This is a genomic window from Pseudomonas sp. NPDC077649, from assembly GCF_044542855.1.
GTDB lineage: Bacteria > Pseudomonadota > Gammaproteobacteria > Pseudomonadales > Pseudomonadaceae > Aquipseudomonas.
Genome location: NZ_JBITVF010000006.1, coordinates 219,638 through 242,768, shown reverse-complemented (window position 1 = coordinate 242,768; position 23,131 = coordinate 219,638). Strand labels below are relative to the sequence as shown.

The 23,131-nt window shown below is 64.0% G+C and carries 24 protein-coding genes; 4 read left to right on the top strand and 20 right to left on the bottom strand.

From position 1 onward, the window contains the following. Positions 1-57 precede the first annotated feature (57 nt). A complete protein-coding gene (locus ACIGFL_RS18710; protein WP_397498131.1) occupies positions 58-498 on the top strand; it encodes a cobalamin biosynthesis protein in 441 nt (146 codons plus the stop codon). Continuing rightward, positions 495-1,250 (top strand): precorrin-4 C(11)-methyltransferase, encoded by a 756-nt coding sequence (gene cobM, locus ACIGFL_RS18705; RefSeq protein WP_397498130.1) that lies wholly within the window; start codon positions 495-497, stop codon positions 1,248-1,250. Before ACIGFL_RS18710 ends, cobM begins: the two co-directional genes overlap by 4 nt. A 221-nt stretch (positions 1,251-1,471) precedes the next feature. Here the strand turns inward: cobM and ACIGFL_RS18700 are convergent, their stop codons facing one another. Continuing rightward, positions 1,472-1,702, bottom strand: a complete 231-nt coding sequence (locus ACIGFL_RS18700) for a hypothetical protein (RefSeq protein ID WP_397498129.1) — start codon at positions 1,700-1,702, stop codon at positions 1,472-1,474. A gap of 155 nt (positions 1,703-1,857) precedes the next feature. Here ACIGFL_RS18700 and ACIGFL_RS18695 point away from each other — a divergent pair, with 155 nt between their 5' ends. Together ACIGFL_RS18695 and map are read left to right on the top strand one after the other, a co-directional pair. After that, entirely contained in the window at positions 1,858-2,070 is a 213-nt protein-coding gene (locus ACIGFL_RS18695; RefSeq protein ID WP_021442417.1) for a ParD-like family protein, read from the top strand. Further along, complete coding sequence (gene map, locus ACIGFL_RS18690; protein WP_397498128.1) at positions 2,067-2,846, top strand: type I methionyl aminopeptidase; 780 nt, start codon at positions 2,067-2,069, stop codon at positions 2,844-2,846. The genes ACIGFL_RS18695 and map overlap by 4 nt, the downstream gene beginning before the upstream one ends. Positions 2,847-2,897: 51 nt before the next feature. Here map and glmS read toward each other — a convergent pair whose 3' ends face one another. The 19 genes from glmS to yidC all read right to left on the bottom strand — a co-directional run bounded on the left by glmS (position 2,898) and on the right by yidC (position 23,130). Continuing rightward, a complete protein-coding gene (gene glmS, locus ACIGFL_RS18685) occupies positions 2,898-4,748 on the bottom strand; it encodes a glutamine--fructose-6-phosphate transaminase (isomerizing) (RefSeq protein WP_397498127.1) in 1,851 nt (616 codons plus the stop codon). Between the two features lie 10 nt (positions 4,749-4,758). Then, positions 4,759-5,529 (bottom strand): DeoR/GlpR family DNA-binding transcription regulator, encoded by a 771-nt coding sequence (locus tag ACIGFL_RS18680; RefSeq protein ID WP_397498126.1) that lies wholly within the window; start codon positions 5,527-5,529, stop codon positions 4,759-4,761. A gap of 137 nt (positions 5,530-5,666) precedes the next feature. Then, positions 5,667-6,176: a M23 family metallopeptidase gene (locus ACIGFL_RS18675; RefSeq protein ID WP_397498125.1), complete on the bottom strand. Its 510-nt coding sequence runs from the start codon at positions 6,174-6,176 to the stop codon at positions 5,667-5,669. Positions 6,177-6,190: 14 nt separating this feature from the next. After that, the gene (glmU, locus tag ACIGFL_RS18670; protein WP_397498124.1) at positions 6,191-7,552 is read right to left on the bottom strand and encodes a bifunctional UDP-N-acetylglucosamine diphosphorylase/glucosamine-1-phosphate N-acetyltransferase GlmU; all 1,362 of its coding nucleotides are present in this window, start codon (positions 7,550-7,552) and stop codon (positions 6,191-6,193) included. A gap of 152 nt (positions 7,553-7,704) precedes the next feature. Next, the gene (locus tag ACIGFL_RS18665; RefSeq protein WP_397498123.1) at positions 7,705-8,130 is read right to left on the bottom strand and encodes a F0F1 ATP synthase subunit epsilon; all 426 of its coding nucleotides are present in this window, start codon (positions 8,128-8,130) and stop codon (positions 7,705-7,707) included. 76 nt (positions 8,131-8,206) lie between these two features. After that, positions 8,207-9,583: a F0F1 ATP synthase subunit beta gene (gene atpD / locus ACIGFL_RS18660; RefSeq protein WP_021442424.1), complete on the bottom strand. Its 1,377-nt coding sequence runs from the start codon at positions 9,581-9,583 to the stop codon at positions 8,207-8,209. A gap of 30 nt (positions 9,584-9,613) precedes the next feature. Next, positions 9,614-10,474, bottom strand: a complete 861-nt coding sequence (gene atpG / locus ACIGFL_RS18655; RefSeq protein WP_397498122.1) for a F0F1 ATP synthase subunit gamma — start codon at positions 10,472-10,474, stop codon at positions 9,614-9,616. A gap of 50 nt (positions 10,475-10,524) precedes the next feature. Then, the gene (atpA, locus tag ACIGFL_RS18650) at positions 10,525-12,069 is read right to left on the bottom strand and encodes a F0F1 ATP synthase subunit alpha (protein WP_397498121.1); all 1,545 of its coding nucleotides are present in this window, start codon (positions 12,067-12,069) and stop codon (positions 10,525-10,527) included. 21 nt (positions 12,070-12,090) lie between these two features. Then, a complete protein-coding gene (locus ACIGFL_RS18645; RefSeq protein WP_397498120.1) occupies positions 12,091-12,627 on the bottom strand; it encodes a F0F1 ATP synthase subunit delta in 537 nt (178 codons plus the stop codon). A gap of 14 nt (positions 12,628-12,641) precedes the next feature. Then, complete coding sequence (locus tag ACIGFL_RS18640; protein ID WP_021442428.1) at positions 12,642-13,112, bottom strand: F0F1 ATP synthase subunit B; 471 nt, start codon at positions 13,110-13,112, stop codon at positions 12,642-12,644. Positions 13,113-13,168: 56 nt separating this feature from the next. Next, positions 13,169-13,426: a F0F1 ATP synthase subunit C gene (gene atpE, locus ACIGFL_RS18635; RefSeq protein WP_003097235.1), complete on the bottom strand. Its 258-nt coding sequence runs from the start codon at positions 13,424-13,426 to the stop codon at positions 13,169-13,171. Between the two features lie 148 nt (positions 13,427-13,574). After that, on the bottom strand, positions 13,575-14,441 hold the full coding sequence (gene atpB, locus ACIGFL_RS18630; protein WP_122109589.1) for a F0F1 ATP synthase subunit A: 867 nt from the start codon (positions 14,439-14,441) through the stop codon (positions 13,575-13,577). Between the two features lie 17 nt (positions 14,442-14,458). Further along, positions 14,459-14,863 carry a F0F1 ATP synthase subunit I gene (locus ACIGFL_RS18625; RefSeq protein ID WP_031302725.1) on the bottom strand — a complete coding sequence of 135 codons (405 nt, stop codon included), beginning with the start codon at positions 14,861-14,863 and terminating at the stop codon, positions 14,459-14,461. A gap of 159 nt (positions 14,864-15,022) precedes the next feature. After that, a complete protein-coding gene (locus tag ACIGFL_RS18620) occupies positions 15,023-15,892 on the bottom strand; it encodes a ParB/RepB/Spo0J family partition protein (protein ID WP_397498119.1) in 870 nt (289 codons plus the stop codon). A gap of 11 nt (positions 15,893-15,903) precedes the next feature. Continuing rightward, complete coding sequence (locus ACIGFL_RS18615) at positions 15,904-16,692, bottom strand: ParA family protein (protein ID WP_021442432.1); 789 nt, start codon at positions 16,690-16,692, stop codon at positions 15,904-15,906. A gap of 11 nt (positions 16,693-16,703) precedes the next feature. Continuing rightward, a complete protein-coding gene (gene rsmG / locus ACIGFL_RS18610; RefSeq protein ID WP_397498193.1) occupies positions 16,704-17,351 on the bottom strand; it encodes a 16S rRNA (guanine(527)-N(7))-methyltransferase RsmG in 648 nt (215 codons plus the stop codon). Beyond that, positions 17,348-19,240, bottom strand: a complete 1,893-nt coding sequence (gene mnmG / locus ACIGFL_RS18605; RefSeq protein WP_397498118.1) for a tRNA uridine-5-carboxymethylaminomethyl(34) synthesis enzyme MnmG — start codon at positions 19,238-19,240, stop codon at positions 17,348-17,350. The genes rsmG and mnmG overlap by 4 nt, the downstream gene beginning before the upstream one ends. 644 nt (positions 19,241-19,884) lie before the next feature. Then, positions 19,885-21,252 (bottom strand): tRNA uridine-5-carboxymethylaminomethyl(34) synthesis GTPase MnmE, encoded by a 1,368-nt coding sequence (gene mnmE, locus ACIGFL_RS18600; protein WP_397498117.1) that lies wholly within the window; start codon positions 21,250-21,252, stop codon positions 19,885-19,887. Between the two features lie 135 nt (positions 21,253-21,387). Further along, positions 21,388-23,130, bottom strand: a complete 1,743-nt coding sequence (gene yidC / locus ACIGFL_RS18595; protein WP_397498116.1) for a membrane protein insertase YidC — start codon at positions 23,128-23,130, stop codon at positions 21,388-21,390. Between the last annotated feature and the right edge of the window lies 1 nt (position 23,131).

The window sequence follows — 23,131 nt, the reverse complement described above, 5'->3', positions numbered from 1 at the left end:
TTGACCGGTGGGGGGCGCCATGTTGAGCTACGCCGCCACTCAGCCCGAATACCGCCTATGCTGCCCGCCTCTTCCACATGCCGCTCAGCATCGCCGCCGCAGGTGGTGGCCGGACTGGGCTGCCGACGCGGCTGCAGCCTGGACGAGCTGCTAGCCCTGCTTATCCACAGCCTGAGCCAGCATGAGCTGACTGTGGATAACCTGGCCGGATTGGCCAGCATCGCCCACAAGCGCGAGGAAACGGCACTGCAGGAACTGGCCGAGCAGCTGAAGCTGAGGCTGCAGTTCTTCAGCAGCGAAGAACTCGCGCCTCAGCAGTCGGCCACCGGCGGCAACGCCCTGGTCCAGTCCGTCACCGGCAGCCCCGCGGTGGCCGAGCCCTGCGCCCTGGCCCTGGCCGCCCGCCTGGGCGCCACGCCTCGTCTGCTCGGCGAGAAAAACCGCACGGCCAACGCCACCTGTGCGCTGGCCACTTTCGAGAGAGAGCCCGCAGCATGACCGTCTACTTTATCGGCGCCGGCCCCGGCGACCCCGAGCTGATCACCGTCAAGGGGCAGCGCCTGATCCGTTCGTGCCCGGTGATCCTCTACGCCGGCTCGCTGGTGCCCGAAGCGGTGCTGCAGGGCCATAGCGCCGAACGGGTGGTGAATACCGCCGAGCTGAATCTCGCAGAAATCGTCAACCTGCTGCATCAGGCCCATAAGCGCGGCCAGGACGTGGCCCGCGTACATTCCGGCGACCCCTCGCTGTACGGTGCCATCGGCGAGCAGATTCGCGAGCTGCGCGCCCTCGGCATCCCCTTCGAGATCGTTCCCGGCGTCACCGCCACCGCCGCTTGCGCCGCCTTGCTGGAAAGCGAGCTGACCCTGCCCGGCGTGTCGCAGACCCTGATCCTTACCCGCTACGGCACCACCTCGCCGATGCCCGAGGGCGAGCAGTTGCACGACCTGGCGCGGCACCGCGCGACTATGGCCATCCACCTCGGCGTGCGTCAGCTGCCGGCCATAGTCGGCGAGCTGCTGCCGCACTACGGCGCCGACTGCCCCATCGCGGTTATCCACAGGGCGAGCTGGCCGGATCAGGACTGGGTGCAGGGCACCCTGGCCGATATCGAGGCCAAGATCGCCGCCAAGGACTTTCGCCGCACTGCGCTGATTCTGGTCGGCCGCGTGCTAGATCCGGGCGCCTTCGCCGAATCGGCGTTGTATGACGCGGCGCATCGTCATCTCTACCGTCCCGGCACCGATTGAGCTTGGCGAAAAACCGTACAAAGCGCTGAAAGCCTTGCTATCTCTTGATTTCAGAGCCTTATCAACAGGATAGAAAGGTTGTTATCCAGATGCTCTGTGGATAGTGGACAGGCAGGCGAGCAGTTTCTGTACAAGTCGCTGAAAGACCCTATCTATCAGGGCTTTAGCCAGGTATCACGAGGATATCCACAAGTTGATCCTCGGCAACTGTGGGCAACGGCTCAGAGCTGCACCTCGACCCACTTGATACCCAGGCCCCGCAGTTCCGGCATCAACTCATCCAGGCTGGCAAAGGTCTGCACCTGCTCGGCTTCATCCACCAGAAAGAAGCTGCGGCCCGCGTCTTTCTTGAACAACACGATCCACTCCGTGGTGTTGGCCGGGTTGACCATGATCTGGGTATCGAACAGAACGCCCTCGGCCGTTCTGCGTTTCACATCTGCGCGCTTCATCCGCTCTCCTGTTCCTGCCTGAGTCAGGGGCCCCGCATGCCTGGCACCAGTGTAAGGGATGAGTGAGCCTCCTTTGCCCTGCTACTGGCGCTGGTGGACTAAACCTATCCGTGTTTATATATGCTTCATATACGAAACATATAAAGGAAATCAGCATGGGTATCGTCAATATCGATGATGAGCTGCATGACCAGATTCGCCGGGCGAGCAGCGTGTCGGGCCGTTCCATCAATGCCCAGGCAGGGTTCTGGATCCGCATCGGCATGCTCTGCGAGATGAACCCGACGCTGAGCTTCAACGAGGTGATGGCCGCCGAGCTGCGTGCTGCCGGCGTAGTGGTCCCGCCGCGCATGGCGGACGCCTCATGAGCAAGACGCCGCAGCAGATCGCACTGATGGCCGAGTCTGGCAGGTTGCTGGCCTCGGTGTTCGCCTATCTGGACCGCCTGGATCTGCTCGGCATGTCCACCCTGCAGGTCAACGACCTTGTGGATAACTACATCGTCGGCGAACTCAAGGCGCGCCCGGCAAGCAAGGGACAGTATGGTTTCGCCTACGCCATGAACACGTCGCGCAACGAGGTGGTGTGCCATGGCGTACCCAGCGCTGACGAGATTCTGCGCAGCGGCGATCTGGTGAATTTCGACATCACCCTGGAAAAGAACGGCTACATCGCCGATTCGAGCAAGACCTACCTGATCGGTGAGGTGTCGGACCAGGCTCGTCAGCTCACCCGGATTACCTATGAAGCGATGTGCAAGGGCATCGAAGCCGTGAGGCCAGGCGCCCGGTTCGGGGACATCGGCCACGCCATCGAACGGCACGCTCGCGCCCACGGCTATTCGGTGGTTCGCGACTACTGCGGCCACGGCATTGGCCGGGAAATGCACGAGCCACCCGAAGTGCTGCACTGGGGCAAAGCCGGCACCGGCCTGACGCTGCGCGAAGGCATGACCTTAACCATCGAACCCATGCTCAACCAGGGCAAGGCGGACGTACGCACCCTGCGCGACGGCTGGACGGTGGTGACCTGCGAAGGCCAGCTCTCGGCGCAATTCGAACACACCGTGGCGGTCACCCGAGACGGCGTACGCGTGCTTACGCTGCGCCCCGAAGAGCTGCACCTGAGCAAGATTTCGGCGTGATAGAAACGCAAAAGCCCGTCCAGATGGACGGGCTTTTCTTCGCCAGCGGCCTTATTCGACCGTGACGCTCTTGGCCAGGTTGCGCGGCTGGTCGACGTCGGTGCCCTTGAGCACGGCGACGTAGTAGGACAGCAGCTGCAGCGGCACGGTGTAGAGGATAGGCGCGAGCAGGTCGTGGATATGCGGCATGGCCACCACGTGGGTGCCCTCGCCGTTGCGCATGCCGGCCTGCTGGTCGGCGAAGACGATCAGCTCGCCGCCGCGGGCGCGCACTTCCTGCAGGTTGGACTTGAGCTTTTCCAGCAGCTCGTTGTTCGGCGCCACCGTGACCACCGGCATGTCGGCGTCGACCAGCGCCAGCGGCCCGTGCTTGAGCTCGCCGGCCGGGTAGGCCTCGGCGTGGATATAGGAGATTTCCTTGAGCTTGAGCGCCCCTTCCATGGCCACCGGGTACTGCGCGCCGCGGCCGAGGAACAGGCTGTGGTGCTTCTCGGCGAACAGCTCGGAGAGCTTCTCGACTGTCTTGTCCATCGCCAGCGCCTCGCCCAGGCGGGTCGGCAGGCGACGCAGCTCTTCCACCAGCTCGGCGGTCAGCGCCTTGTTCAGGTTGCCGTGCACCTGACCGAGGGCCAGGGTCAGCAGCATCAGGCCCACCAGCTGAGTGGTGAAGGCCTTGGTCGAGGCCACGCCGATTTCCGGGCCGGCCTGGGTCAGCAGGCACAGGTCGGACTCGCGCACCAGCGAGCTGGTGCCGACGTTGCAGATCACCAGGCTGGCCAGGTAGCCGCCCTGGCCCGGCGCCTTCTCCTTGGCGTTGCGCAGCGCGGCCAGGGTGTCGGCGGTCTCGCCGGACTGCGACACGCTGACGAACAGGGTGTCCGGCTGCACCACCACCTTGCGGTAGCGGAACTCGCTGGCCACTTCGACCTGACAGGGGATGCCGGCCAGCTCTTCCAGCCAGTAACGGGCGACCATGCCGGCGTGGTAGCTGGTGCCACAGGCGACGATCTGCACATTCTTCACCTTGGCGAACAGCTCGGCGGCCTGCGGGCCGAAGGCCTGCACCAGCACATGGTCGCTGCCCAGACGGCCTTCCAGGGTGCGTTGCACCACCTTGGGCTGCTCGTGGATTTCCTTGAGCATGAAGTGGCGGTATTCGCCCTTGTCGGCTGCCTCGGCGCCTTCGTGGTACTGCACCGCCTCGCGCTGCACCGGCTGGCCGGCGGCGTCCCACAGTTGCACGCTGTCGCGGCGAATCTCGGCGATGTCGCCCTCTTCCAGGTAGATAAAGCGGTCGGTGACCTGACGCAGCGCCAGTTGATCGGAGGCGAGGAAGTTCTCGCCGTGGCCCAGGCCGATCACCAGCGGGCTGCCGCTGCGGGCGGCGAGCAGACGGTCCGGCTGCTTGGCACTGATCACCGCCAGGCCGTAGGCGCCGTGCAGTTCGGGAATCGCGGCCTTGAGCGCGGCGGTGAGGTCGCCGAGTTGCTGCAGCTTGTGCTCGAGCAGGTGGACGATGGTTTCGGTGTCGGTATCGGAGCTGAACAGGTAGCCCAGGCCCGTGAGGCGCTCGCGCAGCTCTTCGTGGTTCTCGATGATGCCGTTGTGCACCACGGCCAACTCATGCCCCGAAAAGTGCGGGTGGGCATTGCGCTCGCTCGGCGCGCCGTGAGTGGCCCAACGGGTGTGGGCGATGCCCAGACGCCCGGCCAGGGGCTCGGCCTGCAGGGCGGCCTGCAGTTCGCTGACCTTGCCCACGCGGCGGCGGCGATCCAGTGCGCCCTGCTCGGTCAGCAGCGCCACCCCGGCGCTGTCATAGCCGCGGTATTCCAGGCGCTTGAGGCCTTCCACCAGAACAGGGGTGATATTGCGCTCCGCGATGGCGCCGACGATTCCACACATGCTTGTCTCCTCAAGTTTCCAGCGGCGCGAGAATCAGCTGGATGCCGCGCGCGCGTATTTGTTCGGCCGCCTGGGCATCCAGGCGCGAATCGGTGATCAGGGTATGCACGCTGCCCCAGGGCAGCTCGAGATTGGGGATACGCCGGCCGATCTTGTCGCTCTCGACCATGACGATGACCTCGCGGGCCACCTCGGCCATCACCCGCGACAGACCGAGCAGCTCGTTGAAGGTGGTGGTGCCGCGCTCCAGGTCGATGCCGTCGGCGCCGATAAACAACTGGTCGAAATCGTAGGAACGCAGCACCTGCTCGGCCACCTGGCCCTGGAAAGACTCCGAGTGCGGGTCCCAGGTGCCGCCGGTCATCAGCAGCACCGGTTCGTGCTCCAGTTCGCGCAGGGCGTTGGCCACGTTCAGCGAGTTGGTCATCACCACCAGGCCGGGCCGGTGGCCGAGCTGGGGGATCATCGCCGCGGTGGTGGTGCCGCTGTCGATGATGATCCGCGCGTGCTCGCGGATGCGCGCCACGCCGGCGCGGGCGATGGCCTGCTTGTGCGGGGAAAGCGGTTGTGTCGGCTCGCCGATCAGTTCCTGCGGCAGCGGCACCGCGCCGCCGTAGCGGCGCAGCAGCAGACCATTCTTTTCCAGGGCGGCGAGGTCCTTGCGAATGGTCACTTCGCTGGTGGCGAAGTGCTGCGCCAGGGCGTCCACGCTCACCTCGCCCTGCTCGGCGAGCAAGGCGAGAATGGTGTGGCGACGTTGCGGCGTATTGCGCTTCGACATGCTTAAGTTTCGATTCGAAAGATAATGGCGCAAATCAAAACCTAACGAAGCTTTCGAGTCAAGCGGCAATCGACGTGGAGCAGGCAGGTCGCAGGCGCGGCCGCCGAACCTGGCGGCGCCCTGCCGGACCAGCTCGCTCAACGAGCCGGCAGGATCGCGTTGGGGTCGAGGTAGAACATCTTCTTCCAGCCCTGGGTCGAGTCGTCCGCACGCCAGGGCAACGGCAGCAGGCTGACGATCGAGTAGTGCAGATGCGCCGGTTTGCCGCGGGCGTTGCCACTGTCGCCGACCGAGCCCAGCACGCTGCCGGTCAGCAGCGGCTGGCCCGGGTAGACGTCGATGCGGTGCAGGTGGGCGTAGTAATGAATGCGCCACTTCGGCCCCAGAGCGACGACCACCTTGCCGCCCTGCTCGATCTCGCCGCGAAACAGCACCAGGCCGTAGCTGCTGGAGCGCACCGGCGTGCCGAGCCTGGCGAAGATGTCGATGCCCTTGTGCACGCCGGAACGTCCCCAGGGCTCGAACCAGAAGGTCCGGGGATTCCAGTCCCTGGAACTGGCGCCGTCCACCGGAATCCGCGGCCATTCCGGCAGCAAGGCCCAGACCAGCAGCAGGCCGGGCACTATCCAGCGTTTACGCAGTGGCATCCTTGCCGGCTCCGTCAGGTCTTCTTGGTTGGCCGCTTCCAGCCTTCGATATTGCGCTGCTTGGCGCGACCGACGGCCAGGCTGTCGGCCGGCACATCGGCGGTGATGGTCGAGCCGGCGCCGGTGGTGGCGCGGTCGCCGAGGGTCACCGGCGCTACCAGGGCACTGTTGGAACCAATGAACACGTCCTCGCCCATCACCGTGCGGAACTTGTTGGCGCCGTCGTAGTTGCAGGTGATGGTGCCGGCGCCGATGTTGCTGCGCGCACCGATCTCGGCGTCACCCAGGTAGCTCAGGTGGCCGGCCTTGGCGCCATCGCCCAGCACCGCGTTCTTCAGCTCGACGAAGTTGCCGACATGGGCCTTGGCCCCCAGCTTGGCGCCGGGACGCAGGCGGGCGAACGGCCCGCAGTCGGCGCCCTCGCCCAGCTCGGCACCCTCCAGGTGGCTGTTGGCCTTGACCACGGCGCCCTTGCGCAGGATCGAGTCCTTGATCACGCAGTTCGCGCCGATCTGTACCTCATCCTCGATCAGCACCCGGCCTTCGAGAATCACGTTGACGTCGATCAGCACGTCACGGCCCACCGTCACCTCGCCGCGCAGGTCGAAACGCGCCGGGTCGCGCAGGGTCACGCCCTGGGCCATCAGGCGCCGCGCGGCGCGCCGCTGGTAGTGGCGCTCCAGCTCGGCGAGCTGGATGCGGTCGTTGGCGCCCTGCACTTCCATGGCGTCCTGCGGTTGCTCGGTGGCCACCAGCAGGCCGTCGGTCACGGCCATGGCGATCACGTCGGTGAGGTAGTACTCGCCCTGCGCGTTGCTGTTGGAAAGGCGGCCGAGCCAGTCGCCCAGGCGCTTGCCGGGCACGGCGAGGATGCCGGTATTGCCCTCGCAGATCTGCCGCTGTTCGGGCGTGGCGTCCTTGTGTTCGACTATGGCCTGCACCACGCCGGCGCCGTCGCGAACGATACGGCCGTAGCCGGTGGGGTCGACCAGGTCGACGGTGAGCAGGGCCAGCTGCTCGTCGTCGACCTTGGCCAGCAGACGCTGCAGGGTCTCGGCCTCGATCAGCGGCACGTCGCCGTAGAGGATCAGCACGCGCTCGGCAGTCAACGCCGGCAGCGCCTGGGCCACGGCATGGCCGGTGCCGAGCTGCTCGGCCTGCAGGACGAAGTTGAGGTCGTCGGCCGCCAGACGCTCGCGTACCCGCTCGGCACCATGGCCGATCACCACGTGGATACCTTGCGGCTGCAACTGGCGGGCGGTGGCGATCACGTGGCCGAGCATGGACTGGCCGGCGACCGGGTGCAGGACCTTGGGCAGGGCGGAACGCATGCGCGTGCCCTGGCCGGCGGCGAGGATAACGATATCGAGCGACATGGAAGCAGATCCTATCTGTAGCCCGGATCAGGTCCGGGGGTGATCGTCCCGGATTGCATCCGGGCTACTGACTGACAAAGGTAAAAACGGCGGACAAAGAAAAAGGGTAGCCAAGGCTACCCTTTCTCCCGACGCGGTTGAAGCCGTTGGCGTTAGCCGCCGAACTTCTTGCGCAGTTGCTGGACGGTACGCAGCTGAGCGGCGACTTCGGCCAGGTGCGCGGCGGCGCTACCGTAGTCGAACTCCGCGCCCTGCTGGTGCAGCGCCTTCTCGGCGGCCTTGAGGGCCTCCTGGGCAGCGGCTTCGTCGATATCGGCAGCACGCTGCACGGTGTCGGCGAGAACCTTGACCATGTTCGGCTGCACTTCGAGGAAGCCACCGGAGATGTAGAACACCTCGGCCTCGCCGCCCTGCTTGATCAGGCGGATCGGACCCGGCTTCAGATCGGTGATCAGCGGCGCGTGGCCCGGGGCGATACCCAGATCACCCAGGTTGCCGTGCGCAATCACCATCTCGACCAGGCCGGAGAAGATCTCCGCTTCCGCGCTGACGATATCGCAATGGACTGTCATAGCCATACGCTTGCCTCACGTGACAGGTTGTGGACAAGTTTATCCACAACCTGATGCGCCCGTCGCCGGGCGCATGGGGTGATTACAGTTTCTTCGCCTTCTCGATGGCTTCTTCGATGCCGCCAACCATGTAGAACGCTTGTTCCGGCAGGTGGTCGTAGTCGCCCTTGAGAATGCCGCTGAAGCCGGCGATGGTGTCCTTGAGGGACACGTACTTGCCCGGCGAACCGGTGAAGACTTCGGCCACGAAGAACGGCTGGGACAGGAAGCGCTGGATCTTACGAGCGCGCGATACCAGCTGCTTGTCCGACTCGGACAGCTCGTCCATACCGAGGATGGCGATGATGTCCTTCAGTTCCTTGTAACGCTGCAGCACGTACTGAACGCCACGAGCGGTCTCGTAGTGTTCGTTGCCGATGACGTTCGGGTCCAGCTGACGGCTGGTGGAGTCCAGCGGGTCAACGGCCGGGTAGATACCCAGCGAAGCGATGTCACGCGACAGTACCACGGTAGCGTCCAAGTGGGCGAAGGTGGTCGCCGGGCTCGGGTCGGTCAGGTCGTCCGCGGGAACGTAGACGGCCTGGATCGAGGTGATCGAGCCTTTCTTGGTGGAGGTGATGCGTTCCTGCAGAACGCCCATCTCTTCGGCCAGGGTCGGCTGATAACCTACTGCCGACGGCATACGGCCGAGCAGTGCGGATACTTCGGTACCGGCCAGGGTGTAACGGTAGATGTTGTCGACGAACAGCAGTACGTCACGACCTTCGTCACGGAACTTCTCGGCCATGGTCAGGCCGGTCAGTGCCACGCGCAGACGGTTGCCTGGCGGCTCGTTCATCTGACCGTAGACCAGGGCTACCTTGTCGAGAACGTTGGAATCCTTCATCTCGTGGTAGAAGTCGTTACCCTCACGGGTACGCTCGCCCACACCGGCGAACACGGAGTAACCGCTGTGCTCGATGGCGATGTTACGGATCAGTTCCATCATGTTCACGGTCTTGCCGACGCCGGCGCCACCGAACAGACCGACCTTACCGCCCTTGGCGAACGGGCAGACCAGGTCGATTACCTTGATGCCGGTTTCCAGCAGCTCATTGCCGCCGGCTTGCTCGGCATAGCTCGGCGCAGCGCGGTGGATTTCCCACTGCTCTTCTTCGCCAATCGGACCGGCTTCGTCGATCGGGTTGCCCAGCACGTCCATGATCCGGCCCAGGGTCGCTTTACCGACCGGTACCGAGATGGCCTTGTGGGTGCGGGTGACGTCCAGGCCACGCTTGAGGCCTTCGGTCGAACCCATCGCAATGGAACGCACCACGCCGTCGCCCAGCTGCTGCTGGACTTCCAGGGTGGTTTCGGCGCCGACTACTTTCAGCGCCTCGTATACGGCTGGCACCTGATCACGCGGGAATTCCACGTCGATAACGGCGCCGATGATTTGAACGATACGTCCGCTACTCATCTTTGGTTCCTCTGAATATTTGAACCGTTCTTAAACCGCGGCAGCGCCGCCGACGATTTCCGAAATCTCTTGGGTGATCGCTGCCTGACGCGCCTTGTTGTAGATCAGCTGCAGATCGCTGATCAGTTCACCGGCGTTGTCGGTGGCGTTCTTCATCGCGATCATCCGCGCAGCCTGCTCGGCCGCGTTGTTCTCGACCACCGCCTGGTACACCTGCGATTCGACGTAGCGAACCATCAGGCCGTCGAGCAGCTCCTTGGCATCGGGCTCGTACAGATAGTCCCAGTGATGCTTGAGCTCTTGATCCGGATCGGCCACCAGCGGAACCAGCTGTTCCACCGTCGGCTTCTGCGTCATGGTGTTGATGAACTTGTTCGAGACCACGGACAGACGGTCGATACGCCCTTCGAGGTAGGCATCGAGCATGACCTTGACGCTACCGATCAGGTCGTTGATCGAGGGCTCCTCGCCGAGGTGGCTGATCGCAGCAACCACATTGCCACCAAAGTTGCGGAAGAATGCCGCGCCCTTGGAGCCAATCACGCAGAGATCGATCTCCACGCCTTGCTCGCGATCTTTCGCCATGTCCTTGACCAGGGTCTTGAACAGGTTGGTGTTCAGACCACCGCACAGACCGCGGTCACTGCTCACCACCACATAACCGGCACGCTTGACGTCGCGCTCGATCATGAAGGGATGGCGGTACTCCGGGTTGGCGTTGGCCAGATGACCAATCACCTGGCGGATACGCTCCGCATAGGGACGGCTAGCAGCCATGCGCTGTTGTGCCTTGCGCATCTTGCTGACCGCCACCTTTTCCATGGCGCTGGTGATCTTCTGCGTGCTTTTGATGCTCGCAATCTTGCTGCGAATCTCTTTTGCGCCTGCCATTTGACACCTATCGGGTTAGCAGGCGGGCGTCTCGCGACGCCCGCTGCGGCTTACCAGGTTTGGGTGGCCTTGAACTTCTCGATGCCGGCCTTGATGGCGGCGTCGATTTCGTCGTTGAAGTCACCTTTCACGTTGATCTTGGCCATCAGATCGGCCAGCTCACGGTTGAAGTAGCCCAGCAGGGCCGCTTCGAAGGCGCCAACTTTGTTCACTTCCACGTCGGTCAGGAAGCCGCGCTCGGCAGCGTACAGCGATACGGACATGTCGGCGATCGACATGGGCGCGTACTGCTTCTGCTTCATCAGCTCGGTGACACGCTGACCGTGCTCGAGCTGCTTGCGGGTGGCTTCGTCCAGGTCAGAGGCGAACTGGGCGAAGGCCGCCAGTTCACGGTACTGAGCCAGGGCGGTACGGATACCACCGGAGAGCTTCTTGATGATCTTGGTCTGCGCGGCGCCACCGACGCGGGATACCGAGATACCGGCGTTGACGGCCGGACGGATACCCGAGTTGAACATGGCCGATTCCAGGAAGATCTGACCGTCGGTGATGGAGATCACGTTGGTCGGAACGAACGCGGAAACGTCGCCAGCCTGGGTTTCGATGATCGGCAGGGCGGTCAGCGAACCGGTCTTGCCTTTCACTTCGCCGTTGGTGAACTTCTCGACGTACTCTTCGGAAACGCGGGAAGCACGCTCCAGCAGACGGCTGTGGAGATAGAACACGTCGCCCGGGTAGGCTTCGCGGCCCGGCGGACGGCGCAGCAGCAGGGAGATCTGGCGGTAGGCCACGGCCTGCTTGGACAGGTCGTCGTAGACGATCAGGGCGTCTTCACCGCGGTCGCGGAAGTATTCGCCCATGGTGCAGCCGGCGTACGGCGCGAGGAACTGCAGGGCCGCCGATTCCGAAGCCGAGGCGGCAACCACGATGGTGTTGGCCAGGGCGCCGGCTTCTTCCAGCTTGCGTACGACGTTGGCGATGGTCGACTGCTTCTGACCGATGGCCACGTAGACGCAGCGGATGCCGCTGTTCTTCTGGTTGATGATGGCGTCGACGGCCAGGGCGGTCTTACCGATCTGACGGTCACCGATGATCAGCTCGCGCTGGCCACGGCCGACCGGGATCATGGCATCGACCGACTTGTAGCCGGTCTGCACCGGCTGGTCGACCGACTTACGCCAGATCACGCCCGGAGCCACTTTCTCGACAGCGTCGGTAGCGGCGGCGTTGATCGGGCCCTTGCCATCGATCGGGTTACCCAGGGCATCGACCACGCGGCCCAGCAGTTCCGGACCAACCGGGACTTCCAGGATGCGGCCGGTGCACTTGGCGCTCATGCCTTCTGCAAGGCTGGTGTAAGCACCCAGTACGACGGCACCGACGGAGTCTTGCTCCAGGTTCAGCGCCATACCGTAGACGCCGCCTGGGAACTCGATCATTTCGCCGTACATGACGTCGGCGAGACCGTGAATGCGCACGATGCCGTCGGAGACGGAAACGATGGTGCCTTCGTTACGGGCTTGGGAGGCGACGTCGAGTTTCTCGATGCGCCCCTTGATGATTTCACTAATTTCGGAAGGATTGAGTTGCTGCATAGCTCTGCTGCCCCTTCAAACTCAAGATTTCAATGCTTCGGCCAGCTTCGCGAGTTTGCCGCGAACTGAGCCATCGATAACCAGGTCGCCGGCGCGGATCAGTACACCACCGATCAGGGTGGCATCTTCCGCGGCGTGCAGACGCACTTCTCGGCCGAGCCGTGCACTGAGAACCTTGGCGAGTTTGTCTTGCTGTTCATCGCTCAATGCGAAGGCACTGGTGACATCCACGTCGATCGACTTCTCCTGCTCGGCCTTGTACAGCTCGAACTGGGCGAAGATGTCCGGCAACAGGGCCAGACGGTCGTTCTCGGCGACGACATGGATGAAGTTCTGTGCCTGGGCGTCGAACTTGTCGCCACACACCTCGATGAAGGCGGTGGCCTTTTCTGTACTCGTCAGACGCGGGGCCTTGAGCACGCGCTGCATGGTGTCGTCGAGCGACACCGCTGCAGCCAGGCCGAGCATGGCTGACCAATTGGCCAGTTGCTGGTGGGCCTGGGCGTACTCGAAGGCAGCCTTAGCGTAAGGTCGGGCCAGCGTGGTCAGTTCTGCCATGATCGCGCCCTCGCTTAAATTTCGGCTGCCAGTTTGTTAACCAGCTCCGCATGCGCGCTTTGGTCGATGGATGCGCCCAGGATCTTCTCCGCACCGCTGACCGCCAGGCTGCCCACTTGGGCGCGCAGGGCGTCTTTGATGCCGTTGATTTCCTGTTCGATCTCGGCCTGAGCCTGGGCCTTCACACGGTCAGCCTCGCCACGAGCCTGATCACGGGCTTCGTCGACGATCTGCGCCGCGCGCTTCTTGGCCTGCTCGATGATTTCGGCAGCCTGACCTTTGGCGTCGCGCAGTTGCTGGGCCACTTTCTCGTGGGCCAGCTCCAGATCACGAGCCGCGCGGTTGGCAGCGTCCAAACCGTCTGCGATCTTCTTCTGACGCTCCTGCAGAGCCGTAATGACCGGAGGCCATACGAACTTCATGCAGAACAGCACGAAGATGAAGAAGGCAACGGACTGGCCAATCAGGGTTGCATTAATGTTCACGCCAACACCTCGCTCGTTCGTTGTCCGTCACACCAATTCACTCGAAAACGAGTGAATCAGCCTGCGATTTGACCAACGAAGGGGTTCGCGAAGGTGAAGAACAGTGCGATACCAACACCGATCATGGTCACGGCGTCGAGCAGACCGGCGACGATGAACATTTTCACTTGCAGCATCGGAACCATTTCCGGCTGACGCGCGGCGCCTTCCAGGAACTTGCCACCCAGCAGACCGAAACCGATGGCGGTACCCAGGGCACCCAGGCCGATCAGCAGTGCAACGGCGATAGCGGTCAAACCAACTACAGTTTCCATTTTTCCTCCCGACTTACAGTCGTATTGGTTAAGGTTTTTGTTGAAGCGGTAAAGCGAAATCGTTTGTTTACAGCTGCCCCGAGGCCGTGGCCGCAGGGTTTGTCCTGGCAGGCGCCGCCTGGGGCGACGCCGCGGAACTTGTTACGGCTTAGTGGTTATCTTCGTGCGCCATCGACAGGTAGACGATGGTCAGCATCATGAAGATGAACGCTTGCAGCACGATGATCAGGATGTGGAAGATGGCCCAGGCCAGCTGCAGCACACCGCCCAGACCGCCGAGCAGCAGGCCGCCGCTGTACATGATGGCGATCAGGATGAAGATCAGTTCGCCGGCATACAGGTTGCCGAACAGACGCAGGGCCAGGGACACCGGCTTGGCGATCAGGGTGACGAACTCGAGCAGGAAGTTCACCGGGATCAGCAGGATCTTCATGGCGATGTTGTTCGAGCTGAACGGGTGCATGGTCAGCTCGCCGAGGAAACCGCCGATGCCCTTGACCTTGACGCTGTAGAACAGGATCAGGGCGAACACCGACAGGGCCAGGCCCAGGGTGGCGTTCGGGTCGGTAGTCGGTACCACGCGGAAGTACAGGTGCGGGTCGCCGGCGATGGTGGCGGCCAGCATCGGCAGCCAGTCGACCGGGATCAGGTCCATGAAGTTCATCAAGAAGACCCAGACGAAGATGGTCAGGGCCAGCGGGGCGATCAGCGGGTTACGCCCGTGGAAGGTGTCCTTGACGCTGCCGTCGACGAACTCCACCAGCACTTCGACGAAGTTCTGCAAGCCGCCCGGTTGCCCGGACGTCGCTTTCCTCGCCGCCAGGCGGAACAGAAGAATGAAGATCAGGCCGAGCACCACCGACACCGCCAGGGTATCGACGTGGAAGGCCCAGAAACCCATTTCCTGGGCTTCCTTTGCGGTGTGGGCGAAACTCCAGCCATTCACCGGATGCTGACCGAAGGTCAGGTTCGTCAGGTGGTGCTGGATGTAACCCGAAGCGGTATCTGCTGCCATTATTTGCCTCGAACGCTTTAAGGTCGTGAAAATTTTGTTATCAGCAACGGGGCGAACCAGCTGACCAGCAGGGTCAGCAGGTAGACACCGAACAGAACCGGTGCCTCCAGGGGTTTCACGCCCGCAAACGTCAGTGCGAACAGCACGAACGTCAGAATCAGTTTTCCCGCTTCGCCCGCATAGAACGAACGGACGATCTCTCTAGCCGCCCGCGCGCCGCTGAAGCGGAACGCCTTGTGGGCGAAATACAGATTCGGCAACCAGGCGATCATGCCGCCCAACAACGCCGAATAACCGGCAACGCTCCCCAGCGATTGCCACGCCACCAATGCGGCCAACAGCAGCACGATCAACTGTGCCAGCAGAACCGGGAACACCGGTAAACGATGGAAGGGCCGGCGCTTCGGCATACGGCGTTCCATCAACTGGGTTCCTCGACTCTCGACCGCTTTAACTCAATGAATTGGCATAAAAAGTGCCAACAAAATTGCGCGCAGAGTATAGGGGGCCTATCCCCCCCATTCAACTGCCGGGTAGTGATTTCCGACCGTGCGCTACATGGCCAGATGTGGCCAATTGTTTCAGCGGATATGGGCGAGCACGCCCTGCAATTCTTCGAGGGAGTTGTAGCGGATCACCAGCTGACCCTTGCCCTTGCTGCCGTGTTTTATCTGCACAGGCGAGCCTAGACGCTCCGCCAGGCGCTGTTCGAGGCGACTGATGTCCGGATCGGCCTTGGCCTTGGTCGGTGCCGGCTTGGCTGTCAGCCACTGGCGCACCAGGGCTTCGGTCTGACGAACGGTGAGGCCGCGTGCGACAACGTGTCGCGCCGCTTCCACCTGCTGTTCCAGGGGTAAACCGAGCAACGCGCGGGCATGGCCCATCTCCAGGTCGCCGTGCGACAGCAGGGTCTTGATCTCTTCCGGCAGGGCGATCAGGCGCAGCAGGTTGGTGATGGTGACGCGCGACTTGCCGACGGCATCGGCGACCTGCTGCTGGGTCAGCTCGAACTCCTGCTGCAGGCGCTGCAGGGCCACGGCTTCCTCGATCGGGTTGAGGTCTTCGCGCTGGATGTTCTCGATCAGCGCCATGGCGATGGCGGCTTCGTCCGGCAGTTCGCGGACCATGGCCGGGATCTTGTCCTGACCGGCCAGCTGGCTGGCCCGCCAGCGCCGTTCGCCGGCGACGATCTCGAAGCGACCGCCGCCGATGGGGCGCAGGACTATGGGTTGCATCACGCCCTGGGCGCGGATCGAGGCGGCCAGCTCTTCCAGAGCGGTCTGGTCCATGTCGCGGCGCGGCTGGTACTTGCCGCGCTGGATCAGCTCCAGCGGCACGTACTGTAGTTCGCGATTGTCGACCTGGGCGGCCTCTTCCTGCAGGGCGGTGACACTGGTGCCGCCGAGCAGGGCGTCCAGGCCTCGTCCCAGACCTCGTTTCTTCGCAGCCATGCGGGGGTTCCTTAAGCGGTAGCGGTTTTCGCGGCGGAGCGCTGACGGCGCACCAGTTCGCCGGCCAGCGCCAGGTAGGCGATGGCGCCACGGGATTGTTTGTCGTAAACCAGCGCCGGCATGCCGAAGCTCGGCGCCTCGGCCAGGCGCACGTTGCGCGGGATCACCGCGTCGTACAGCTTATCGCCGAAGTGTTCCTTGAGCTGGGCGCTGACGTCGTTGGTCAGGCTGATGCGCGGGTCGTACATGGTGCGCAGCAGGCCTTCGATCTGCAGCTTGGGATTGAGCAGCTGGGCGATGCGCTGGATGCTGTTGACCAGATCCGAGAGGCCCTCGAGCGCGTAGTACTCGCACTGCATGGGAATGATCACGCCGTCGGCGGCGACCAGGGCGTTGATGGTCAGCATCGACAGCGAAGGCGGGCAGTCGATGAGGACGTAGTCGTAGTTCTCGCGGATCGGCGCCAGGGCGTAACGCAGGCGGCTCTCCTTCATCTTCATCTCGAGCAGGGCGACCTCCGCGGCGGTGAGGTCGCGGTTGGCCGGCAGCAGCTGGTAGCCGCCGTGCTCGGAGAACTGCATGGCCTGGCCGAGGTCGCATTCGCCGATCAGCACGTCGTAGATCGAGTGCTCCAGGCCGTGCTTGTCGACGCCGCTGCCCATGGTCGCGTTGCCCTGCGGGTCGAGGTCGATCAGCAGCACCCGGCGCTTGGTCGCCACCAGCGAGGCGGCCAGGTTGATGCACGTCGTGGTCTTGCCCACCCCGCCTTTCTGGTTGGCGATCGCGAATACCTTGGCCATCTTCTTTCCCCTTAGACCGAGCGACGCAGTATCAACAGATGGCGCTGGCCTTGGCAACCGGGAACCCGCAGCACGTGGGTGGCACTGAGACGGAAGTCCGCCGGCAGCGCCTGCAGCTCGTCGTCCGGGTGCACGCCCTTCATCGCCAGCCAGTGGGTGTCGGCGCTGCCGAGGTGGCGGGTCCAGGTGCTGAAGTCTTCCAGGCTGCTGAAGGCTCGCGAGCTGATGCCGTCGAACGGCCGCTCGGGCTGAAACGCCTCGACCCGGCTGTGGACAACTTCGAGGTTTGCGAGTTTCAGCTCCAGCTTCACCTGGATCAGGAAGCGGGTCTTCTTGCCGTTGGAGTCGAGCAGGGTGAAACGCCGCTGGGGAAACAGGATCGCCAAGGGAATGCCGGGCATGCCGCCGCCGCTGCCGACGTCCAGCCAGTTGTCGCCGAGCTCGGCGACGAAGGGCACTACCGACAGGCTGTCGAGCAGGTGGCGCGACACCATCTCGTCGGGGTCGCGCACGGCGGTGAGGTTGTAGGCCTTGTTCCACTTGATCAGCAGGCCCAGGTAGGCGAGCAGCTGTTCCTGCTGGCGGGCGCTGAGCTCGATGCCCAGTTCGCGGGCGCCCTGCAGCAGTTCTTCGGCGTGACGCTGAGTGACCGACATCAGGCGCTGTGCTCCAGCTTCTGCCCGGCGCTGCGCTTCTTCAGGTGAATCAGCAGCAGGGAGATCGCCGCCGGGGTGACCCCGGGAATGCGCGAGGCCTGGCCGAGGGTCGCCGGGCGGGTGTTGCCCAGCTTGAACTGGATTTCCTTGGACAGCCCGGAGATGGTGGCGTAGTCCAGGTCCTGCGGCAGCTTGGTGTCCTCGCTGGCGCGCAGCTTGGCGATCTCGTCCTGCTGGCGATCGATATAGCCGGCGTACTTGGTCTTGATCTCGACCTGCTCGGCCACCTGGTTATCCACAGCCGGGGACTCGGTCACCTCGGCCAGGGTGGCGTAGTCGATCTCGGGACGCGCCAGCAGGTTGAGCAGGTTGTATTCGTGCGTCAGCGGCGTGCCGAAGCGCGCGGCGATGGCATCGCCCTGCGGCGTGCCCGGGCGCACCCAGGTGCTCTTCAGGCGCTGCTCTTCCTGGACGATGCCTTCGCGCTTGGCCTCGAAGGCGGCCCAGCGCTCGTCGTCCACCAGGCCCAGCTCGCGGCCCTTCTCGGTCAGGCGCAGGTCGGCGTTGTCCTCGCGCAGGATTAGCCGGTATTCGGCGCGCGAGGTGAACATGCGGTACGGCTCCTGGGTGCCGAGGGTGATCAGGTCGTCGACCAGCACGCCGATATAGGCCTCGTCGCGACGCGGGCACCAGGCGTCCTTGCCCTGGGCGCGCAGCGCGGCGTTGCAGCCGGCCAGCAGGCCCTGGGCACCGGCTTCTTCGTAGCCGGTGGTGCCGTTGATCTGGCCGGCGAAGAACAGCCCGCCGATGACCTTGGTCTCCAGGCTGTACTTCAGATCGCGCGGGTCGAAGTAGTCGTATTCGATGGCGTAGCCGGGACGCACGATATGGGCGTTCTCCATGCCGCAGATGCTGCGCACGATCTCTAGCTGCACGTCGAACGGCAGCGAGGTGGAGATGCCGTTGGGATACAGCTCGTGGGTGGTCAGGCCCTCGGGCTCGATAAACACCTGGTGGCTGTCCTTGTCGGCGAAGCGGTGGATCTTGTCCTCGATCGACGGGCAGTAGCGCGGGCCCACGCCTTCGATCACGCCCGAGTACATCGGCGAACGGTCGAGGTTGGCGGCGATGATCTCGTGGGTACGCGCGTTGGTGTGGGTGATCCAGCAGCTGATCTGCTTGGGCTGCTGCTCGCGCTTGCCGAGGAAGGACATCAGCGGCGTCGGGGTGTCGCCCGGTTGCTCGGTCATCAGCGAAAAATCTACTGATCTGCCGTCGATGCGCGGCGGGGTGCCGGTCTTCAGCCGACCGACGCGCAGCGGCAGCTCGCGCAGACGCTGGGCCAAGGCGATGGAAGGCGGATCGCCGGCGCGACCACCGGAGTAGTTCTGCAGACCGATGTGGATAAGTCCGCCGAGGAAGGTGCCTGTGGTCAACACCACGGAATCCGCGTGGAACCTGAGCCCCATCTGGGTGACCACGCCTTTGACTTCAGCGTTTTCCACAATCAGGTCGTCGGCCGCCTGTTGAAAAAGCCACAGGTTGGCCTGGTTTTCCAGAATCTCGCGCACCGCCGCCTTGTACAGCACGCGGTCGGCCTGGGCGCGGGTGGCGCGTACCGCCGGACCCTTGCGGCTGTTGAGCACGCGGAATTGGATGCCGCCCTTGTCGGTAGCGGTGGCCATGGCCCCGCCGAGGGCATCGATTTCCTTGACCAGGTGGCTCTTGCCGATCCCGCCGATGGCCGGGTTGCAGCTCATCTGGCCAAGGGTCTCGACATTGTGGGTGAGCAGCAGGGTCTTCACGCCCATGCGTGCGGCAGCCAGGGCTGCCTCGGTACCGGCATGACCGCCGCCGATCACGATCACGTCAAAACGGGAAGGGAAATCCACCACGCACCTCGTGCCTGTTGAGAAAGGGGGTCTTTTAGAAAGGCGGCAAGTATAGGGACTTCGGCCTCTTGAATGAAGCCTTCTGCACAAAAAATAGCCAGTCCGATTGCAGCCGGTTGGGTGCAGGTGCCTATCGCCTCTCAGCGGTCCCGCTCGGCTTTGAGCGCTGTGAGCTTATAAAGAAAAGAAAGAGAGATTTTTTATAAAGCTTGTTCTTTATGTTTGTGTATAGCGCACGCCCTTTCTGTGGATAACAGGCTGTAGCCCTTGCCATTGCTGCGGTACAGCCAATGATAAGGCTGTGCCGTTCCTGCAGGGTTCCACTGGGAAAGCTGGTCATCCGCTGTGGATGAAATGGCAGGTTATACACAGGGGGATTTACGCCCAGCTTTGTCAGCCGGTTATGGGCAGGGCTTAGGGGCGGTTTTCCACAGGGTTTAATTGGGCTCTGAGTAAGTCGACAACAGCTCCCCAGGTTGCAGACGAGCGCGCGTAGCCCGGACGAAATCCGGGGGAGATCGAGGTTCAAGGGATGAACGCGAGGCGCGCAGTGGCAGGAGCGAAGGGAGCCCCTGGCCTTTATTCGCAAGCTTGACGCCCTTTCCGCGGACGAATCCGCTCCTACGAAGGGCAGCGGCGCCTTGCTATTTACCGATGCAGAAGCTGGAGAAGATGCGCCCCAGCAGATCGTCCGAGCTGAAGGCGCCGGTGATCTCGCCCAGGGCCTGCTGGGCCAGGCGCAGGTCCTCGGCGAGCAGTTCGCCGGCGCCCATCAGGGTCAGCTGGGTGCGGCCGTGCTCGAGGTGCTGCTCGGCCTGGTGCAGTGCTTCCAGATGCCGACGCCGTGCACTGAAACCGCTCTCGGCGGTCTGTTGATAACCCATGCAGGCCTTCAGGTGCTCGCGCAGCAGCTCCAGGCCATCCGCCGACTTGGCCGACAGACTGAGGGTGACGTGGCCGTCGGCGCAGGTCTGCAGCGCCACGCTCTCGCCGGACAGATCGGCCTTGTTGCGGATCAGGGTGACCCGCGTCGGATCGGGGCGCTGTTCGAGGAATTCCGGCCACAGGGCGAAGGGATCGGCGGCTTCCGGTGCGGTGGAGTCCACCACCAGCAGCACCCGGTCGGCCTCGCCGATGGCCTTGAGCGCGCGCTCCACGCCGATGCGTTCCACCTGGTCATCGGTATCGCGTAGGCCGGCGGTGTCGACCACATGCAGCGGCATGCCGTCGATGTGGATATGTTCGCGCAGCACGTCGCGGGTGGTGCCGGCGATCTCGGTGACGATGGCCGCCTCGCGTCCGGCCAGGGCATTGAGCAGGCTGGACTTGCCGGCATTGGGCCGGCCGGCGATGACCACCGTCATGCCGTCGCGCAGCAGGGCACCCTGGCCGGCCTCGCGCAGCACTGTGGATAAGTTTGCGCGCACGCCGTCTAGCTGGCTCAGCACATGGCCATCGGCGAGGAAATCGATCTCCTCCTCGGGAAAATCGATGGCGGCCTCGACGTAGATGCGCAGCTGGATCAGGGATTCGGTCAGCGCATGCACCCGCTTGGAGAACTCGCCCTGCAGCGAACGCAGCGCATTGCGCGCGGCCTGCTCGGAGCTGGCCTCGATCAGGTCGGCGATGGCCTCGGCCTGGGCCAGGTCGAGCTTGTCGTTGAGGAAGGCGCGCTCGCTGAACTCGCCGGGGTGAGCCAGGCGGGCACCCAACTCCAGGCAGCGGCGCAGCAGCAGGTCGAGCACCACCGGGCCGCCATGGCCCTGCAGTTCCAGCACGTCTTCGCCGGTGAAGGAGTTCGGCCCGGGGAAGTAGATGGCCAGGCCTTCGTCCAGCGGTAGCTGCTGCTCGCCGAAGAACGGGCCGTGGTGGGCGAAGCGCGGCTTCAACTCGCGTCGGCAGATGGCCTGGGCCAGCTGTCCGGCCAGCGGTCCGGACACCCGCACGATGCCGACGCCGCCGCGACCCTGGGCGGTGGCGACGGCGGCGATGGTGTCTCGGGCAAGGGGCATGGCATTTACTCGGTGATTGGCCGGGGCCAGGGTTCGCGAGCGGAGGACTGGGCGCCCCTCGCTCCTACAGATAGGGTGGACAGCAAAACGCCCCAATCATGGGGCGTCTGCTTGCAACTGGGAAGCCTTGGCCAATCAGGCGCTAGCGATCTTCGCTGCTGCTTCGATCTTGCGGGTGATGTACCACTGCTGGGCGATGGACAGGATGTTGTTGACCACCCAGTACAGCACCAGACCGGCCGGGAACCACAGGAAGAAGAAGGTGAAGATGATCGGCATCAGCTTCAGCACGCGCGCCTGCATGGGGTCCGGCGGCGTCGGGTTGAGCTGCTGCTGGATGAACATGGTGGCGCCCATGATGATCGGCAGGATGAAGAACGGATCCTTGATCGACAGGTCGGTGATCCACAGCAGCCACGGGGCCTGACGCATCTCCACGGATTCCAGCAGCACCCAGTAGAGGGCGAGGAACACCGGCATCTGCACCAGGATCGGCAGGCAGCCGCCCAGCGGGTTGATCTTCTCCTTCTTGTACAGCTCCATCATCGCCTGGGACATCTTCTGGCGATCGTCGCCGAACTGCTCCTTCAGCGCCTGCAGCTTGGGCGACACGGCGCGCATGCGGGCCATGGAGCGGTAGCTGGCGGCCGACAGCGGGAAGAAGATCAGCTTGATGATGATGGTCAGCACGATGATCGACCAACCCCAGTTACCCAGCAGGCCGTGGATCACTTCCAGCAGCCAGAAGATCGGCTGGGCGAGGAACCACAGGAAGCCGTAGTCGACGGTCAGCTCCAGGCCCGGGGACAGGGTACCCAGGTGCTCCTGCAGCTTGGGGCCGGCATAGAGGATGGCGCCGGTCTCGCCCTGGCTGCCGGCGGCGACCTGCACGGTCGGGCCGGTGAAGCCGACGATGTAGTTGCCCTGGCTGTCCTTGCGGGTCTGTACCAGGTTAGTGCTGTCCTTGCTCGGCACCCAGGCGGTGACGAAGTAGTGCTGCAGCCAGGCCACCCAGCCGCCCTGCACGGTTTCCTTGAAGGGCTGCTTGTCGATGTCCTTCATCGACACCTTCTTGTACGGCTCCTCGCTGGTCCACAGCGCTGCGCCCAGGTAGGTGGCGGTGCCGGTGGCGGTGGTGGAGGACGGATCGCCGCTGCTGTCGCGCTTGAGCTGGGCGAACAGGTTGCCGCTCCAGGCCTGATCGCTTTGGTTGTCGATCAGGTAACGCACGTCGACCTGATAGGCGGAGGGGTCCACGCAACCGGGTTTCTTCAGCTGCTGCTCACGCGCCGAGCACTGCGGGTTGAGGCCGCGTTTGAAGCTGTAGCGCTTGATGTAGTTGACGCCGTTCTCGCTGTAGCTCAGGTCGACCACCAGGCTGTCCTGGCCGTCGGCCATCGCGTAGCTGGTTTTCTCGCTCGACCACAGGGCGCGACCGCTGGACTTGTCCGGGGCGTTCTGGCCGATCAGGCCGCTCTGCGCCAGGTAGGTGCGTTCGCCGCCGTTGTCGAACAGCTGGAAGGGCACGTCCGGGCGATCCTGACGGCGCGGGTACTGTGGCAGGCGCAGCTGCACGATATCGCCACCGCGCGGGTCGATGGCCAGATCCAGCACGTCGGTCTTTACGCGGATCAGCTCGTCGCTGGCGGCGGCAGTCGGCGCAACGGCAGCGGCGCTGGGTTCGGCCACGGCAGTGGGGATGTCGTCGCCGGCGGTTGTGGCATTGGCCGGGGTGTCCGGCAGGGCGGGCGTCGCGGCGGTCGAGGACTGTACCTCGGCCGGCAGGGCGGCCTGGCCGTAGTCCTCGTTCCATTGCAGGACCATGAGGTAGGACACGACTGCCAGGGCGACGATCAGGATCGAACGTTGGATATCCATG

Excerpts from the sequence above, each read along its gene's own strand:
- ACIGFL_RS18695 (WP_021442417.1), top strand. The coding sequence starts at position 1,858 with ATGGGTATCGTCAATATCGATGATGAGCTGCATGACCAGATTCGCCGG.
- atpA (WP_397498121.1), bottom strand. The coding sequence starts at position 12,069 with ATGCAGCAACTCAATCCTTCCGAAATTAGTGAAATCATCAAGGGGCGC.
- mnmE (WP_397498117.1), bottom strand. The coding sequence starts at position 21,252 with ATGCCCCTTGCCCGAGACACCATCGCCGCCGTCGCCACCGCCCAGGGT.
- ACIGFL_RS18615 (WP_021442432.1), bottom strand. The coding sequence starts at position 16,692 with ATGGCCAAGGTATTCGCGATCGCCAACCAGAAAGGCGGGGTGGGCAAG.
- ACIGFL_RS18645 (WP_397498120.1), bottom strand. The coding sequence starts at position 12,627 with ATGGCAGAACTGACCACGCTGGCCCGACCTTACGCTAAGGCTGCCTTC.
- glmU (WP_397498124.1), bottom strand. The coding sequence starts at position 7,552 with ATGTCGCTCGATATCGTTATCCTCGCCGCCGGCCAGGGCACGCGCATG.
- ACIGFL_RS18625 (WP_031302725.1), bottom strand. The coding sequence starts at position 14,863 with ATGGAACGCCGTATGCCGAAGCGCCGGCCCTTCCATCGTTTACCGGTG.
- map (WP_397498128.1), top strand. The coding sequence starts at position 2,067 with ATGAGCAAGACGCCGCAGCAGATCGCACTGATGGCCGAGTCTGGCAGG.
- atpB (WP_122109589.1), bottom strand. The coding sequence starts at position 14,441 with ATGGCAGCAGATACCGCTTCGGGTTACATCCAGCACCACCTGACGAAC.
- ACIGFL_RS18710 (WP_397498131.1), top strand. The coding sequence starts at position 58 with ATGCTGCCCGCCTCTTCCACATGCCGCTCAGCATCGCCGCCGCAGGTG.
- cobM (WP_397498130.1), top strand. The coding sequence starts at position 495 with ATGACCGTCTACTTTATCGGCGCCGGCCCCGGCGACCCCGAGCTGATC.
- atpD (WP_021442424.1), bottom strand. The coding sequence starts at position 9,583 with ATGAGTAGCGGACGTATCGTTCAAATCATCGGCGCCGTTATCGACGTG.
- ACIGFL_RS18665 (WP_397498123.1), bottom strand. The coding sequence starts at position 8,130 with ATGGCTATGACAGTCCATTGCGATATCGTCAGCGCGGAAGCGGAGATC.
- ACIGFL_RS18675 (WP_397498125.1), bottom strand. The coding sequence starts at position 6,176 with ATGCCACTGCGTAAACGCTGGATAGTGCCCGGCCTGCTGCTGGTCTGG.
- ACIGFL_RS18620 (WP_397498119.1), bottom strand. The coding sequence starts at position 15,892 with ATGGCTGCGAAGAAACGAGGTCTGGGACGAGGCCTGGACGCCCTGCTC.
- ACIGFL_RS18680 (WP_397498126.1), bottom strand. The coding sequence starts at position 5,529 with ATGTCGAAGCGCAATACGCCGCAACGTCGCCACACCATTCTCGCCTTG.
- yidC (WP_397498116.1), bottom strand. The coding sequence starts at position 23,130 with ATGGATATCCAACGTTCGATCCTGATCGTCGCCCTGGCAGTCGTGTCC.
- glmS (WP_397498127.1), bottom strand. The coding sequence starts at position 4,748 with ATGTGTGGAATCGTCGGCGCCATCGCGGAGCGCAATATCACCCCTGTT.
- atpG (WP_397498122.1), bottom strand. The coding sequence starts at position 10,474 with ATGGCAGGCGCAAAAGAGATTCGCAGCAAGATTGCGAGCATCAAAAGC.
- ACIGFL_RS18700 (WP_397498129.1), bottom strand. The coding sequence starts at position 1,702 with ATGAAGCGCGCAGATGTGAAACGCAGAACGGCCGAGGGCGTTCTGTTC.
- atpE (WP_003097235.1), bottom strand. The coding sequence starts at position 13,426 with ATGGAAACTGTAGTTGGTTTGACCGCTATCGCCGTTGCACTGCTGATC.